Annotated in this window: 19 protein-coding genes and 2 CRISPR repeat arrays; of the genes, 6 read left to right on the top strand and 13 right to left on the bottom strand. The window is 39.5% G+C overall.

Features of this window, described 5'->3' with window-relative positions:
• Entirely contained in the window at positions 1-1071 is a 1071-nt protein-coding gene (locus tag CC97_RS15000) for a hypothetical protein (RefSeq protein ID WP_044975889.1), read from the top strand.
• A 57-nt stretch (positions 1072-1128) separates the two neighbouring features.
• A complete protein-coding gene (locus tag CC97_RS14995; protein ID WP_044975887.1) occupies positions 1129-1698 on the top strand; it encodes a hypothetical protein in 570 nt (189 codons plus the stop codon).
• Between the two features lie 301 nt (positions 1699-1999).
• Here the strand turns inward: CC97_RS14995 and CC97_RS14985 are convergent, their stop codons facing one another.
• From CC97_RS14985 to CC97_RS14955, 9 genes are all read right to left on the bottom strand, one after another.
• Positions 2000-2236: a hypothetical protein gene (locus tag CC97_RS14985; RefSeq protein WP_044975884.1), complete on the bottom strand. Its 237-nt coding sequence runs from the start codon at positions 2234-2236 to the stop codon at positions 2000-2002.
• 19 nt (positions 2237-2255) lie between these two features.
• A complete protein-coding gene (locus CC97_RS14980; RefSeq protein ID WP_049962953.1) occupies positions 2256-2534 on the bottom strand; it encodes a hypothetical protein in 279 nt (92 codons plus the stop codon).
• A 272-nt stretch (positions 2535-2806) separates the two neighbouring features.
• Positions 2807-2989: a CRISPR direct-repeat array (repeat unit 35 nt; unit sequence GTTTGGTATACCCCCTTCACCATTGGGTGTTTGAA).
• Between the two features lie 133 nt (positions 2990-3122).
• Positions 3123-3263, bottom strand: coding sequence for a hypothetical protein (locus CC97_RS20325; protein ID WP_156036930.1), 141 nt, complete (start codon positions 3261-3263; stop codon positions 3123-3125).
• A gap of 423 nt (positions 3264-3686) precedes the next feature.
• Positions 3687-3947 (bottom strand): hypothetical protein, encoded by a 261-nt coding sequence (locus CC97_RS14975; RefSeq protein ID WP_049962952.1) that lies wholly within the window; start codon positions 3945-3947, stop codon positions 3687-3689.
• 304 nt (positions 3948-4251) lie between these two features.
• The gene (locus tag CC97_RS14970; RefSeq protein ID WP_044975882.1) at positions 4252-4461 is read right to left on the bottom strand and encodes a hypothetical protein; all 210 of its coding nucleotides are present in this window, start codon (positions 4459-4461) and stop codon (positions 4252-4254) included.
• A 17-nt stretch (positions 4462-4478) separates the two neighbouring features.
• A complete protein-coding gene (locus tag CC97_RS14965; RefSeq protein ID WP_044975880.1) occupies positions 4479-4754 on the bottom strand; it encodes a hypothetical protein in 276 nt (91 codons plus the stop codon).
• Positions 4755-5187: 433 nt separating this feature from the next.
• The gene (locus CC97_RS14960) at positions 5188-5448 is read right to left on the bottom strand and encodes a hypothetical protein (RefSeq protein WP_049962951.1); all 261 of its coding nucleotides are present in this window, start codon (positions 5446-5448) and stop codon (positions 5188-5190) included.
• A 498-nt stretch (positions 5449-5946) separates the two neighbouring features.
• Positions 5947-6355: a CRISPR direct-repeat array (repeat unit 37 nt; unit sequence GTTTGGTATACCCCCTTCACCATTGGGTGTTTGAAAC).
• Positions 6356-6490: 135 nt separating this feature from the next.
• Positions 6491-6631 (bottom strand): hypothetical protein, encoded by a 141-nt coding sequence (locus tag CC97_RS20320; RefSeq protein ID WP_156036930.1) that lies wholly within the window; start codon positions 6629-6631, stop codon positions 6491-6493.
• A gap of 226 nt (positions 6632-6857) precedes the next feature.
• Positions 6858-7559, bottom strand: coding sequence for a transposase (locus CC97_RS14955; RefSeq protein WP_278245360.1), 702 nt, complete (start codon positions 7557-7559; stop codon positions 6858-6860).
• Between the two features lie 162 nt (positions 7560-7721).
• Here CC97_RS14955 and CC97_RS19095 point away from each other — a divergent pair, with 162 nt between their 5' ends.
• The 4 genes from CC97_RS19095 to CC97_RS21400 are packed head-to-tail and all read left to right on the top strand — an operon-like array spanning position 7722 to position 10940.
• On the top strand, positions 7722-8939 hold the full coding sequence (locus CC97_RS19095) for a tyrosine-type recombinase/integrase (protein ID WP_049962950.1): 1218 nt from the start codon (positions 7722-7724) through the stop codon (positions 8937-8939).
• Position 8940: 1 nt separating this feature from the next.
• Complete coding sequence (locus CC97_RS14945; protein WP_044975876.1) at positions 8941-9921, top strand: tyrosine-type recombinase/integrase; 981 nt, start codon at positions 8941-8943, stop codon at positions 9919-9921.
• A complete protein-coding gene (locus tag CC97_RS21405) occupies positions 9911-10459 on the top strand; it encodes a phage integrase SAM-like domain-containing protein (protein ID WP_278245342.1) in 549 nt (182 codons plus the stop codon). Before CC97_RS14945 ends, CC97_RS21405 begins: the two co-directional genes overlap by 11 nt.
• A 13-nt stretch (positions 10460-10472) precedes the next feature.
• Positions 10473-10940, top strand: coding sequence for a tyrosine-type recombinase/integrase (locus CC97_RS21400; RefSeq protein ID WP_347493874.1), 468 nt, complete (start codon positions 10473-10475; stop codon positions 10938-10940).
• Between the two features lie 40 nt (positions 10941-10980).
• On the opposite strand, the gene CC97_RS19090 is transcribed toward CC97_RS21400, so the two are convergent.
• The 4 genes from CC97_RS19090 to CC97_RS14920 all read right to left on the bottom strand — a co-directional run bounded on the left by CC97_RS19090 (position 10981) and on the right by CC97_RS14920 (position 13395).
• Entirely contained in the window at positions 10981-12180 is a 1200-nt protein-coding gene (locus CC97_RS19090) for a transposase (protein ID WP_049962949.1), read from the bottom strand.
• Between the two features lie 20 nt (positions 12181-12200).
• Positions 12201-12554 carry a hypothetical protein gene (locus CC97_RS14930; RefSeq protein WP_044975874.1) on the bottom strand — a complete coding sequence of 118 codons (354 nt, stop codon included), beginning with the start codon at positions 12552-12554 and terminating at the stop codon, positions 12201-12203.
• Between the two features lie 141 nt (positions 12555-12695).
• Positions 12696-13028: an IS66 family insertion sequence element accessory protein TnpB gene (gene tnpB, locus CC97_RS14925; protein ID WP_044975872.1), complete on the bottom strand. Its 333-nt coding sequence runs from the start codon at positions 13026-13028 to the stop codon at positions 12696-12698.
• Positions 13015-13395, bottom strand: a complete 381-nt coding sequence (locus CC97_RS14920; RefSeq protein ID WP_044975870.1) for a hypothetical protein — start codon at positions 13393-13395, stop codon at positions 13015-13017. Before CC97_RS14920 ends, tnpB begins: the two co-directional genes overlap by 14 nt.
• Positions 13396-13615: the final 220 nt, after the last annotated feature.

The raw sequence follows: 13615 nt of genomic DNA, 5'->3' as shown, positions 1-13615 counted from the left end.
ATGGATATGCTTTGGTGGAATTCAGTGCCCAACGCCAGAAGATTTATAGAAGACATCACTGACAGAATAGCCAGTGAAGAAAGCCTGGTATACAGCATCGATGGTAATTTTCCATGGACTGAAACATTCGAATCGATCCTGTCAGAAAAGTGTACAACATCAGAAAGAATATTTAAAGTAATATATGCTGATGAAATCGGAGACAAACCTCCGGGTGAATATATCAAAGATAAATATTTCAAACCTGAGTTAAAGCAAAAATACCGATCAGCAATCGGATTTGAACGATTTGTGGCTGAAAACGATCATTCATCCGTATTAAAAAACAGTATTCTCCTTATTAAATGTACGGATAAACAAACAACTAATGCATGGATCGATTTTGTTTCAGGATATGTTAAGTATCATAAGCCAAACACTAATATGTGCAGCTTTATTATTGAAAATTGTTTTGAAAACAATATCAAATCCAGCATTACAAATCTGTCAGCCAGAGATTACTTTCAGAAATATGATATTGATATATTCTCTTTCATGATCACTTCATCCCTGAAAAATGAAAGAAATGAAAACAGCGTAATAAAAAGATATTCAGCTGAACTTGCTTCATTACTTGCCGGAGATGATATTGAATTAGCTGCGAACCTTGCCCGCAACGGAAAAAAACTTGCATTTCACACAGACTATGTAGTCAAGGAAACTCTTAATAAAGAACTAAGAAGTAATTCCAGCAATTTTAGTATCTCAGGAGAATTGAATCAAATAACCCGTGAAGCACAGATAAAAATATTTTATTCTGAAATTGAATATTTCAGGAACTGGTTCATAAACAAGTATGCTGATGATTTTCCGGGTGCAGAAGCTCTGGCTATATACTTTGGAAATTCTGTCGATGATATTTCCTGTCTTGAGCTGGGAAACTTGAAATTCTTATGTGATTCAGGCAAAATTGAAGTAAGTCATTCAGACTTAAGCAATCTGATTTTTTACAGAGAATGCCGCAACAAACTTGCGCATACTACTTTATTAACATCAGATGAAATTGAAAGACTAAGCAAACAACAGTATTAAATAATGAGACAGCCCGTAACTATAAGGGCTGTCCCATATGAATTTGAGGTGATTATAATGACCGAACAGATACTTCAACTGCAGAATTCACTTGAAGCTATTCGAAACAGATATAAAAATTTAAACAAGAAAATCGATATCATTCGCTCTCATGTTGAAAGTAATACAATGTTCAAATCCAAGAGTATAACTGATATTCTCAAGGAACTAACTGAATTCAGCAAACTCCAGAATATCTGCGCTGAAAACTACAAGGCACTGTTTAATGAAGAGCTTCCTGAAGATGCAACTCTCGATAATATCGAATCAAAAATACAGGAATACAACAGCGAAGTTTTAAAGAAAGAAACCGGTGCAATAATCGATAAGTTCAAAAACCTACATTCTGATGTTTCTGACTGTCAGTCCTCTATTGATAAATTTGCTGCACAACTCGAAGGAATAGAAAGCAGCAAGATGGCACTCGAAGAATATAAGGAAGCCGTTGCTGACTACATTAAATTTTATTCCTGCGTCGAATCAAACGATACTGACGAGAGAATTAATTTCTCCCTTGAAGAAACCGTATTTTCGGAAGATTCAGGTCTGCTTCTGAATCTTATTCAGGGCATGATATCAATTTCTTAACCCCGTGATATACTTACTATCGTAGCCGTAATCAATACCGAATATACAAAAACAGCATATCCTGCTTTACGTAAACAAAGTAGGATATGCTGTTTCTGTTATCTGTATCTGCTTTTCAATAGTCTTTGTATCAGATTCTTTGTTCTCTCCTTCAGTTGCTCTATATCCTTGCGCAAGTATTCATTTCTCATCGCATCTATGTCCATATTAGCCGTATTATAAATACAATTATCACTGGAACATCCTCTCCACATCGTCTTAAAAGAACACATACAAGTCATATATTCTATTCTGTTATAAATCATCTCTTCACCTCACTTTCAATTCTGATTTTACCTGTTCCATTACAGTTCACACAAGCCCCTCCGGTATAGGAATTCCCAGTACCATTACAGTACGGACAATCATCCGGAGCATACAACTCGCTGTAATCACCAGATTCCTCATAATCCTCTAAAAAACGTAGGCAGCTGCCGCTTTCAGAAGCATCATCGTAACGTTCTTTTCTGCAGAAATACGGTATCTTAAACAGATTCATAATTCTTTACTCCTTTCTGTTATTCAGTATCCAGACTTCTTTCACATCCTGCCATTTGCATCATCAGTCTTTCCATCGCCGCTTCAGATCCCCATGCACGTCTTATTCCGTTTCTGTCAAGTATTCTGCAATGCTGTGTTATCATATTCTGCTCGAGCTTGTAGCCTCCGCCTTCTCCTATCGTATTCCAGAACACTCCTGCATCCATCACCGGCAACGGTATATTCGGCATCTTCAGATTTTCTGGGTTCTTTGCAAGGCTTTCAAGTGCTGCACTTATTAACTTTTCATTTAACATAATCTTTTTCCTCCTGATATTTACGTAGTTTTTCGAATTGTAACTTCTTAAGATCGCTATAAAAGCATTCAGATCAACACAATCATTCAGATCCGTACCTCTCTGTTTATATAATATAAAATTTCCGCCGATGTTAAGTGATATCTGAAAAATTTGTTTACACAGTCCTGAAAATGTGGTATAATTTAAGTATCGCCAGAGGGCGTTTGTCATTATTTCAGGGGTATTTAACAAACAAATCAGAAGGATCCGCTTGAAAGCACGTAATTACGAGGTTTGGTATACCCCCTTCACCATTGGGTGTTTGAAACTATATCTCGTAGTCGTTTCCTGTGTTGATTACATGTTTGGTATACCCCCTTCACCATTGGGTGTTTGAAACAGTAGCGATAGCGACAGTCACAGACGCTGCGAATGTTTGGTATACCCCCTTCACCATTGGGTGTTTGAACCAAAGAAAAAGCTTCGGATAGATAATCCACATAGATGTTTAAGTGATTATCTTTCCAAAGCTTTCGTTATCTATAAACGCAACAAAGGCAGCAATCCTTGCACGGACTACTGCCTTTTATTTACGCTTTATACTGATCACTTCATGAATACGATGTTAAAGAGCGCTTCCTTGACGTCACCGAATAATTCTGAAAATGTTTCGTAGCTGAAGCTGTAGCTTTCCTTGTGTTCGTATTCCTGTTTTGTCTCTTTTCTTGTTTCCTGTTCGTTACTCATTGTCTCACCTCCGATCTGAATCTGTTTTTTTCTGCTCTGTTACCAGCTGACGCTGAAATCTATACTTGGCATACCATTCACCTCTCTTTCATTTTAGATTTTTCCCTTTCACTACCAGCTTACGCTTACATCGATGGTTGGCATATCATCACTTCCTTTCCGCTAAACAATGAACTTACTTCTGATTACTTGCCTGCTACTACTCTTATTATTGTCTTTATTGCGTTTTCCATTGTAGGGTATTTCATCGATTTCACCTGCCTTTCAATATAGATTTTTGTTCCGTCACCAGCTTACGCTGACACTAATGCTTGGCATAGCGTTCACCTCTCTTTCATTTCGACTTATGTCTTCCACTACCAGCTTACGCTTACATCAATTGTTGGCATACAATCACTTCCTTTCACTGTTGCGTCTTAACCTTTAATTACGTCCTGCCATCTGATTCATCAGTCTTTCCATCGCTGCTTCCGATCCCCAGCCTCGTCTTATTCCGCTTCTGTCAAGTATTCTGCAGTGCTGAGTTATCATATTCTGTTCGAGCTTGTAGCCTCCGCCTTCTCCTATCGTGTTCCAGAACACTCCTGCATCCACTACCGGCCATGGGATATTCGGCATCTTCAGCATTCCTGGGTTCTTTGCGATGTTTTCAAGGGCTGTTTTTACTATCATTTCATTTAACATATTCTTGTCCTCCTAGTATTTACGTAGTTTTTTTGATTTGTGTCTTCTTAAGGTTGCTGTTAAAGATATTCAGGATCAAGTACCATCATTCTGATCAACTCCCTTCTGTTTATATAATATGAATTTTCCGGTGCTGTTAAGTGATATATGAAAAAAATATTTTTGCAACTCAGAACGGGCATTACATAAACGGCTTGATGTCACAATTGTTAAGTGAATACCATATCATTTTCATTGCCATAAATGCTGCGCTGTAGTTTCTGCTGTAATAGTTGTTTGCCATATAAGATCATCCTTTCTGAAATCATGACTGTTTTTCGCCTGTTCCATAACATTCTTCGCACTGTCCTCCATCGAACGAATACCCGGTACCATTACAGTACGGACAGTCATTCGGCGAATGCAGATCCCAGTAATCACAGTAATCATCAAAAAAGTACATACAGCTTCTGCATTCGGAATTGTTTTCATCGCATTCTCTTCTGCCGCAATACGGTATTTTAGGTAGTTTCATAATCTGTACTCCTTTCGTTATTCAGTGTCCGTACTTCTTTCGTATCCTGCCATTTGCATTATCAGTCTTTCCATCGCTGTCTCCGATCCCCATGCTCTTCTTACTCCATAGTTATCAAGTATTCTGCAGTGCTGGGTTATCAGATTCTGTTCAAACTTACAGCCCGCGTATTCCCCTAGCGTATTCCAGAACGCTCCTGCATTCATTACCGGCCATGGGATATTAGGCATCTTCATTATTGGATTCTTTGCAAGCTTTTCAAATGCGGCTCTTATAATATTTTCGTTTAACATAATCTCGTTCCTCCTGTTATTTTCGTAGTGTTCGATTTGTGACTTCTTAAGGTTGCTGTTAAAGATATTCAGGATCAAGTACCATAATTCTGATCAGCTACCTTCTGTTTATATAGTATGAATTTTCCGGTGCTGTTAAGTGATATCTGAAAAATATTTCGAGCTGTGCGGTTGAATTTTTTTTGATTCATCAGTAGCATCTACCAAGTGTCACGGAAATATGGTATGATATAAATATCATAATTTCAAAAGATAAGGTAGGAATCAACCATGAGTGAATCATCTTCAAATAAAAGTAAAGTAGAATTTATCGCACGTATAGTTAATCCTGACGGTCAGGTTATCGAAAAAACATTTTGTCTTTCACTACCAGCTTACGCTTACATCTATAGTTGGCATAACATCACTTCCTTTCACTGGTGCTTCTTAACCTTTAGTTGCATCCTGCCATCTGCCTCATTAGTCTTTCCATAGCAGCTTCCGATCCCCAGCCTCGTCTTATTCCGCTTCTGTCAAGTATTCTGCAGTGCTGAGTTATCATATTCTGTTCAAGCTTGTAGCCTCCGCCTTCTCCTATCGTGTTCCAGAACACTCCTGCATCCACTACCGGCCATGGGATATTCGGCATCTTCAGCATTCCTGGGTTCTTTGCGATGTTTTCAAGGGCTGTTTTTACTATCATTTCATTTAACATATTCTTGTCCTCCTAGTATTTACGTAGTTTTTTTGATTTGTGTCTTCTTAAGGTTGCTGTTAAAGATATTCCGGATTAAGTACCATCATTTCGATCAGCTCCCTTCTGTTTATATAATATGATTTTTCCGGTGCTGTTAAGTGATATATGAAAAAAATATTTTTGCAGCTCAGAACGGGCATTACATAAACGGCTTGATGTCACAATTGTTAAGTGAATACCATATCATTTTCATTGCCATAAATGCTGCGCTGTAGTTTCTGCTGTAATAGTTGTTTGCCATATACGATCATCCTTTCTGAATTCGTGACTGTTTTTGTCTTCTGTATTAATAATATAAAATTTCTGATCTGATTAAGTGATAACTGAAATATTTATTTACACTACCCTGAAAATGTGGTATAATTTAAATATAGCCAGCGGGCGTTTGTCATTATTTCAGGGGTATTTAACAAACAGATCAGAAAGATTCGCTTGAAAGCACGTAATTACGAGGGGGTTTGGTATACCCCTTTCACCGTTGGGTGTTTGAAACTTCATAATAAAATATACTTTTAAGTTGTGTGACAATAGTTTGGTATACCCCTTTCACCGTTGGGTGTTTGAAACTATATGTTCCGGATATTCTTCTTTAAATTGCATCCATGTTTGGTATACCCCCTTCACCATTGGGTGTTTGAAACAGTAACTGATGAGAAATGGTTAAACCGAATTGAAAGACGTTTGGTATACCCCCTTCACCATTGGGTGTTTGAAACAGTATTCTATCTGCCACATATACGCATCATTATCAGGTTTGGTATACCCCCTTCACCATTGGGTGTTTGAAACGCCATAGAGTTTTTGAAAGCAAAGATGCGGTAATTGCCTGTTTGGTATACCCCCTTCACCATTGGGTGTTTGAACCAAAGAAAAAGCTTCGGATAGATAATCCACATAGATGTTTATGTGATTATCTTTCCAAAGCTTTCGTTATCTATAAACGCAACAAAGGCAGCAATCCTTGCACGGACTACTGCCTTTTATTTACGCTTTATACTGATCACTTCATGAATACGATGTTAAAGAGCGCTTCCTTGACGTCACCGAATAATTCTGAAAATGTTTCGTAGCTGAAGCTGTAGCTTTCCTTGTGTTCGTATTCCTGTTTTGTCTCTTTTCTTGTTTCCTGTTCGTTACTCATTGGTAAGCGTCAAATAGGCCGTGTCTTTAACAGCTGAATTTGATATGGTAAAATAAACAGAGGCTGTTTTTGCAGTCTCTGTTTTTTTAGATTAGCGCCGCAGGCGCCACTTTTTCCGAGAATGGAACGCCTACGGCGTGCTATTAGAAAACGGACATCAAAGATGTCCGTTGATAAAATGAGGTATGCATTTTTCGAATTCACTAGCAGGTTAACGTCAGCCTAATCAGGCAACAGTTACCCTGTCTTTTTTTCTTGGCGTTTTAGGCTTTACAGACATATCTGCATATTCAAGATACGATTCCGCTTTATGTTTGTGCGTTTCCTCATAAGCCTTGTATTCCTCTGACCAAGGCATCATTTCTTTGAGGAAGCTTCTGTCCGTTTTATTGAGCTTTTCCGGAAGCGTTTCAAACAGGTAGCGGAGATACCAGTATGTATTCGCTTTATTAGCTCTGGCTGTTTCGACGATGCTGTGAACGATCATGCTGTCCTCAGCCCCCTGAACCGAGTAACAGAACAATGATGCTTTTCTGAGCAGTGCCACGGACTTGATACAGCGTTCGGCATATCCGTTGTCCAGCGGAATATGTCCGTCATCAAGGAATCTAAAGATAAACTCCTTCTGACGCAGAGCATATCCTACTGCATCTTTACAGCGGTTGGTCATAAGCGGATCACTGACGTCTAACTCTTCTATGTAGTCATAGAATTTTTCCATCAGCGGACGTACTTCCTTATTTCTGCGCTCTTTTCTTTCTTCAGCTGACAGATTCTTGAGAGCTTCGTCAGCATCATATATTTCGCCTATCATCTTCAGAACAATCACTTCAGTTAATTCGTTTACCTGTTCTTCAGACATACTTCCAGTGTTTATCAATATCAGAGACTCAACAAATCTGCGGCGTAGATGAGCGTTATTCGAGATCTTGAATAATATGCATTATCCAAGAAGTATCGTTATCAGGGGAAAATCAAGATTCACACACTATTACGAGGTTTCATAGCCGGTTGCCCGAATAACGATACCTGTTGTATACTGAATACAAGGTCATTTTGACCTGTATTTTAATACAACAGGAGGCTTATCATGAGCGAAAAACAAACGTACTTTAGGACACTGTATGAGGCGGTCATCGGCGAACTTGAGAGCTTGGGATATATGGATTCTACGCTTATCAATTATCGCAGATTTTACGCTCGCCTATATTCTTTCATGGAAAATTATTCTATTAACGAGTATTCTCCAGCTGTCGGAGAAGCTTTTGTTTCAGAATATTATCCTTGCGATACTCACAGGCGCAGAATTGTTCTTTTGATGATCAGACGGCTTGACGATCATCTGAATGGTATCCCTTACAGCTGTCACCGTACTATGAAAACACCCAATATTCCGCCTGCATTTGAAGGGGTAATTAATGATTATTTGGAATACTGCACAGAAATCGGCAACAAGCCCGGAACTATCAATGAAAAAAAACGCTTTTGTCTGATATTCCTGCAATTTCTCTCGGATATCGGCTGCGATAATATTTCTGAGCTCACTGTCGAGATCGTTGCAAAAAGCTGTCTGATCTACATCAACAAAGACGGATATGCAGCACTACGTCAGTTTCTTAGATATCTGTTTGAAAAAGGGCTGATCATAAAAGACTTATCCACTATTGTTCCTCACTACAAACGCAGGCAAATAATTCCGAGCGTATTCACTCCGGAAGAGATAAAAAAGATGGAAAGCACAATAAACCTTGATACATCCACGGGTAAAAGAAATCTTGCTATTTTTCTTTTGGTAACACGAACTGGCCTGCGTTCCGGAGATATTGCCGAATTAAAGCTATCTTCAATAGATCTCATATCAAATCACATTGACATCATACAGCAAAAGACCGGCGCCCCCTTGTCTGTATTTATGCCGGACGATGTTTCTTTCGCATTAAAATCACATATTGAAAACGCAGGCTCTCGTTTATCTGATGGTTACGTTTTCCATAGTGTGAAAGCGCCTTACATAAGGCTCACCACAGGTATTATCCGTCATATCGTCAAGGAGTGTATCGTATCCGCAGGCATAGACGTAAAAGGCAGAAAGCATGGTCCTCATGCATTGAGGTCTTCTCTTGCAAGCAACCTTGTCAGCAACGGTACATCATACGATACTGTAAGAAAGATACTCGGGCATACCGATCCCGATGTAGTAAAACATTATGTGAAAACGGACATCGAGCGTCTGAGAAAATATGCTCTCGACCCACCTGAACCTACGGACATTTTTCTTGATCTGCTTTGCGGAAGGAGGCGGGTCTGAGATGTTTGTGAGCAAATATGAAAAAGAGCTTTCGCAGTATTATGAACTTCGCTCGGCGGTATTGAGTGACAGTGCCCGAAAGCATGAGCTTTGCTACCTTAAACGCTTTGATAGATATATTGCGGACAAGATCCAAACCGATGAAAATGTCCTGTCGGAATCGTTCATGTGTAAATGGATATCGACTTTGCAGGGTGCATCCATTTCAATAGCGAGTGAAGTCATTGTGATAAGGCAGTTCCTAAAATATCTGAATCTGAATGGATACAGTGCATTCATACCCGAGATTCCGAAAGTACACGATGATTATTCTCCGTATATTTTCAGCGATAAAGAGCTTGAACAGTTATTTGCCTCTGCTGACAACACGACCGTCAAGTCAAAAAAAGCCTGCATATATCTTCCGATAGAATTTCCTGTGATATTAAGACTTCTGTTTTGCTGCGGACTTCGTATCGGCGAGACTGTCAGGATAAAGATGAAGGACGTCGATCTTGAAAACGGTGTGATAAAGCTTGTAAACACGAAAGGTGATAAGCACAGGCTTGTTCCCATGTCAGAAAAAATGACGAATATTCTCATCAAATACTGTCTTGCGATGGGTCTTGTCAGAAACGAAGAAGCATGGCTGTTTCCGGGAAATGACAGAACAGATCATGTTTCGGACAGATCTGTCAAACGAAGATTCGAGCGTATCCTGAAAGATAACAGCATAGAACTCAAAAACAGAAAAAAGCATGAAAGAGGTCCCTGCCTTCACTGTATGCGGCACGTTTTCGCTTTTAAGTCTTTTAAGCAGACAGAACGGTACGGAATGTCAATGACCGATTCTGTACCGTTCCTTTCGATATACCTTGGTCATGACAGCCTGAATGAAACAGAGAAATATTTGAAATTCAGCAGCGAGATGTATCCCGAAACGACCGAGCTTTTTGGTGAATTTATGAAAGACCTTCTTCCAGAGGTGGATCATGAAACGTAAAAAATCATGCTCATTTCTTAATCTGCTTGAAAGCTGGTTCGGCACATATCTTCCGACAGCAAAGGGACTTTCTCCCGCAACGATAAAATCATACAAGACAGCGTTCCGTGTTCTTCTTGAATTCATGTACTCCGAAAAAGACATAAATGCCGGAGAGGTCGGATTTGAAGATCTGACTTCAGATATTATTACCGATTTCCTTGACTGGCTTGAAACGGAAAGGAAGTGCAGTATATCTACCCGAAATCACAGGCTGTCAGTATTGAATGCCTTTTCAGAATATGCTCAGAACAGAGATTTTGAAGCGGCTTCGATATTTCGTGCAAGTCTGTTAAAGATACCGCAGAAAAAAGGAATAGCCGCCAAAAGAAGCTATTTCACAAGAGATGAGATAAAGCTGCTACTATCTTTTCCTAACTCAAAAACTGCAATAGGCAAAAGAGATCGCGCACTGCTTTGTTTTATGTATGCAAGTGGTGCAAGGGCACAGGAGGTTTGCGAGCTTACAGTCGGAGATTTGAGTTTTTTTCACCGATAAAGCTACTGTAAAGCTGCTAGGTAAAGGCAGTAAAGTACGAAAGATAAGTATCCCGGCAGATGCGGCTGCTATCCTGAAAGGCTATCTTGAATACAGAAAAATACAGGATAAATATGATAGGCACATCTTTTCAAGTCAGACGCATGAAAAGATGACAGTATCCTGCATTGAAGAAATATTCTTTAAGTATGTGGAAAAAGGAAAAGCAGAATATCCCGAACATTTCAGAGAAAAAAGCTACACTCCGCACTCTATGCGTCACACGACAGCAACACATATGTTGGAAGCTGGAGTGCCGCTTATTGTTGTGAAGAATTTCCTTGGCCACTCATCTATCCAGACCACACAGATATATGCAGAGATTTCTCAGAGAACTGCGGACAGAGAGCTTAAAGCATGGAATGACAGGTGGTTTCTGAAGAAAGAGGAGTCGTCCATTGCGGATTCCAAAAACAATCTGATTCCTGATTTTCTGACTTAAAAAGCTGCATCGTTATCGGGGGAGATTTTTATGGAACTGCTTAATAGCGTGAGATTATTGATTTTCCCCTGATAACGATACTTCTTGGATAATGCATAAGGCATCCGCATACGATGATAATCTCTTCATATTCCTTATGAATGACCTTGTATGAGCAGTAAGCATCACTGGTAATGAAACCTTTAAAATCTCTGTAGAAATCCCTTAAGTGATCTGTACCTCTTGTTTTTTCGTAGCAGTAAATGATTATCGGGTTACAACCGCACAGTTCGCTCGTTGTATGAAGCCATACATAGCTTATCGAACCTGCCGGACGTCCGTCGTTTATTACCTTCAGCGGTGTCTCATCGCACTGATGATATTCTATCTTCATAAGCTGTTCGATCATATATTCATATATCATCCATAGATACGTATTCACTGTTTCTCTTATCCAGTTGCTCATAGTCTGCCTTGAGATATGTTCAAGTCCTTCGTTTCTGAACGCCTGCTCTATTCTGTACAGTGGCAGAAACAGCGCGTATTTGCGGTACAGTATTTCCGCCATTACCGACGGAGACAGCATACTTCCCGGATAGAATTCATTACAGTTTGAAACACGTGCCATGATGTGTTCAAGTCCATATGAAATTACGGGTTTGTATGTTTTAAGCACAAATGCACTGTTATGCGGATATTCGATTCTTTTGCTTTCGCTCCAGTATGCTATTCTCCAGTTGCCTTCTCCGTATTCTGCATTAAGATGATCAACATCTATCAGATAACGCACACTCACCGGCAGATGTGATAAATCTACAGGTTTTTTAGGCGCTCTCTTGCGACCACTGTCAGTTTTGCGTACATGCTTTATGTTTTCACGGTTTCTGACCGCAGTATTACTGCTGGTATCTTCAGTTTCTGCTTCATCGATCAGTTCTTCTGGTACCGTACTGTTGATCAGACTGTCTATGTTTTCTGTGTGTCTTCCAAATAACTCGTTAGTTTTCAGCTGTTCTTTCTCTATTGTCAGCTGAAGTGCTTTTTTCAGCGATGAATTTTCAGTCTTAAGTCTGTCACATTCTTTTTTCATCTTCTGATATTCTTCTGCCATCTGAGTCATTGCTCTTTCATTCTCTGTTTTGTATATTTCCAGTCCTGCTATTGTTTTAGCCTTTTCATCATTAGATTTACGAAGATTTTCAATAATTGCATATGCTGCATCAAGAGCGCTTTGCATTTCTTCTATTTTGTTTTCTTTCATGTCAAGCGCTCCTTTTCGTATCAGTCTTCGAATTTATTCAGTGCATCTCTGAATGCTTTCAGTATCTTTTCATTTTTCTTCTTCAGTGCATCGTTTTCTGCACTCAGCTTTTCTATCTGAACCTTTTGCTCATATACTTGTTCCTTAAGGTCCTGGATGGTATCGTCAAGTACCTGCTCTATTGGCTTCGCAACACCGTTCGGATCACGACGCCCGCTTTTGCCAGTTGGTATGATATCTCCTGTTTCTTCATCGATCTTTCCAATCAGTCTTCTGTGTGCTCTTGGCTGCTGCTTTTCCTTGTCCCAGTATGACGTGGATTCATATACGTAAGTTACACCTGTTTTCTTGTTTTTGCTTTTTACTATCGACATGAGTTCGAACCTCCTGAATGTATTTCTGTTACTTATTATTATACCATAAATCGTGATGCTCGTCAATAGCAAATAGGCACAGATATACCTATTTGACTAAAAAATATTCCGGATGATTTTTTCATCCGGAACACCGCTTTTTTATGATTTGATTGTACTTTCAATTGTAAATCCGGTTATTAGTCTGTCATACTGTTCAAAGGTCAGATCCAGTACTTCGTTAGGCGTGTTCGGCCAACTGAAAGATCCGTCTGTTACACGTTTAACTGATAAACTGAATCCGTCACCTTCAAACGCCAGACATTTAATCTTGTTTTTTCTTCTTCCGCAAAACAGAAATATCGTACCTGTTTCCAGTGGATTCATTCCGTAATTCAGACGCACAAGCGATACCAGACCGTCAATTCCTTTTCTCATATCTGTTCTGCCTGTTGCAACTATGATCTTTTTGATCGCAATATCACGCCTGAACATTTCTGACACCTTCAATCAGCGCTCTGATCATATCTGCAGAAGCGTTCTGATATATCTCAACACTGAAACCTTCCTGACGTATAACCGCTGCCGGAAGTTGAAAAGTCTGTTCAGTGCTGTAATTTGACGCTATGTCTGCTGCAGATCTTTTTAATTCCACAAAAGCTGATGTCTTACTGATCTGCGCGGGAAGATTCTGTATCGCCGCATCTACATTTTCTTTTCTGAACTTGTTCATCCAGTAGTAGTAAGCGTCTTTCGTAACGCCTCGGCTTGCACACCACTCGATCGTACTCATACCACTTTGCATACGGTCAGAAATGAGAAGCTTCCAGCGTTCGTAATGGTACCTCTGTTTGTCTGTCATCCATATCACGTCTTTTCATAGTTTTTCCGATCTGTTGCATAACTTGTGCGATTTTCACTACTGCGTAGTTCATACTTGAGGTTATACAATTCTCTCGGTATTTCTATGATACAGCTTTTTGTTTTTCAAAAAAAGACACGGTCTATTAGACGCTTACACTCATTGTCTCACCTCCGATCTGAATCTGTTTTTTCTGCTCTGTTACCAGCTGACGCTGAAA

It is taken from the genome of Ruminococcus sp. HUN007 (genome assembly GCF_000712055.1).
Taxonomy (GTDB): Bacteria; Bacillota; Clostridia; order Oscillospirales; family Ruminococcaceae; genus HUN007.
The sequence above is the reverse complement of the archived record's forward strand: the minus strand, read 5'-3'. Positions and strand labels throughout refer to the sequence as shown.

What these genes read in the sequence shown, in the direction of transcription:
- CC97_RS15000 (WP_044975889.1), top strand. Translation starts at nt 1, where the DNA reads ATGGATATGCTTTGGTGGAATTCAGTGCCCAACGCCAGAAGATTTATA.
- CC97_RS14995 (WP_044975887.1), top strand. Translation starts at nt 1,129, where the DNA reads ATGACCGAACAGATACTTCAACTGCAGAATTCACTTGAAGCTATTCGA.
- CC97_RS14985 (WP_044975884.1), bottom strand. Translation starts at nt 2,236, where the DNA reads ATGAATCTGTTTAAGATACCGTATTTCTGCAGAAAAGAACGTTACGAT.
- CC97_RS14980 (WP_049962953.1), bottom strand. Translation starts at nt 2,534, where the DNA reads ATGTTAAATGAAAAGTTAATAAGTGCAGCACTTGAAAGCCTTGCAAAG.
- CC97_RS20325 (WP_156036930.1), bottom strand. Translation starts at nt 3,263, where the DNA reads ATGAGTAACGAACAGGAAACAAGAAAAGAGACAAAACAGGAATACGAA.
- CC97_RS14975 (WP_049962952.1), bottom strand. Translation starts at nt 3,947, where the DNA reads ATGTTAAATGAAATGATAGTAAAAACAGCCCTTGAAAACATCGCAAAG.
- CC97_RS14970 (WP_044975882.1), bottom strand. Translation starts at nt 4,461, where the DNA reads ATGAAACTACCTAAAATACCGTATTGCGGCAGAAGAGAATGCGATGAA.
- CC97_RS14965 (WP_044975880.1), bottom strand. Translation starts at nt 4,754, where the DNA reads ATGTTAAACGAAAATATTATAAGAGCCGCATTTGAAAAGCTTGCAAAG.
- CC97_RS14960 (WP_049962951.1), bottom strand. Translation starts at nt 5,448, where the DNA reads ATGTTAAATGAAATGATAGTAAAAACAGCCCTTGAAAACATCGCAAAG.
- CC97_RS20320 (WP_156036930.1), bottom strand. Translation starts at nt 6,631, where the DNA reads ATGAGTAACGAACAGGAAACAAGAAAAGAGACAAAACAGGAATACGAA.
- CC97_RS19095 (WP_049962950.1), top strand. Translation starts at nt 7,722, where the DNA reads ATGAGCGAAAAACAAACGTACTTTAGGACACTGTATGAGGCGGTCATC.
- CC97_RS14945 (WP_044975876.1), top strand. Translation starts at nt 8,941, where the DNA reads ATGTTTGTGAGCAAATATGAAAAAGAGCTTTCGCAGTATTATGAACTT.
- CC97_RS21405 (WP_278245342.1), top strand. Translation starts at nt 9,911, where the DNA reads ATGAAACGTAAAAAATCATGCTCATTTCTTAATCTGCTTGAAAGCTGG.
- CC97_RS19090 (WP_049962949.1), bottom strand. Translation starts at nt 12,180, where the DNA reads ATGAAAGAAAACAAAATAGAAGAAATGCAAAGCGCTCTTGATGCAGCA.
- CC97_RS14930 (WP_044975874.1), bottom strand. Translation starts at nt 12,554, where the DNA reads ATGTCGATAGTAAAAAGCAAAAACAAGAAAACAGGTGTAACTTACGTA.
- tnpB (WP_044975872.1), bottom strand. Translation starts at nt 13,028, where the DNA reads ATGTTCAGGCGTGATATTGCGATCAAAAAGATCATAGTTGCAACAGGC.
- CC97_RS14920 (WP_044975870.1), bottom strand. Translation starts at nt 13,395, where the DNA reads ATGACAGACAAACAGAGGTACCATTACGAACGCTGGAAGCTTCTCATT.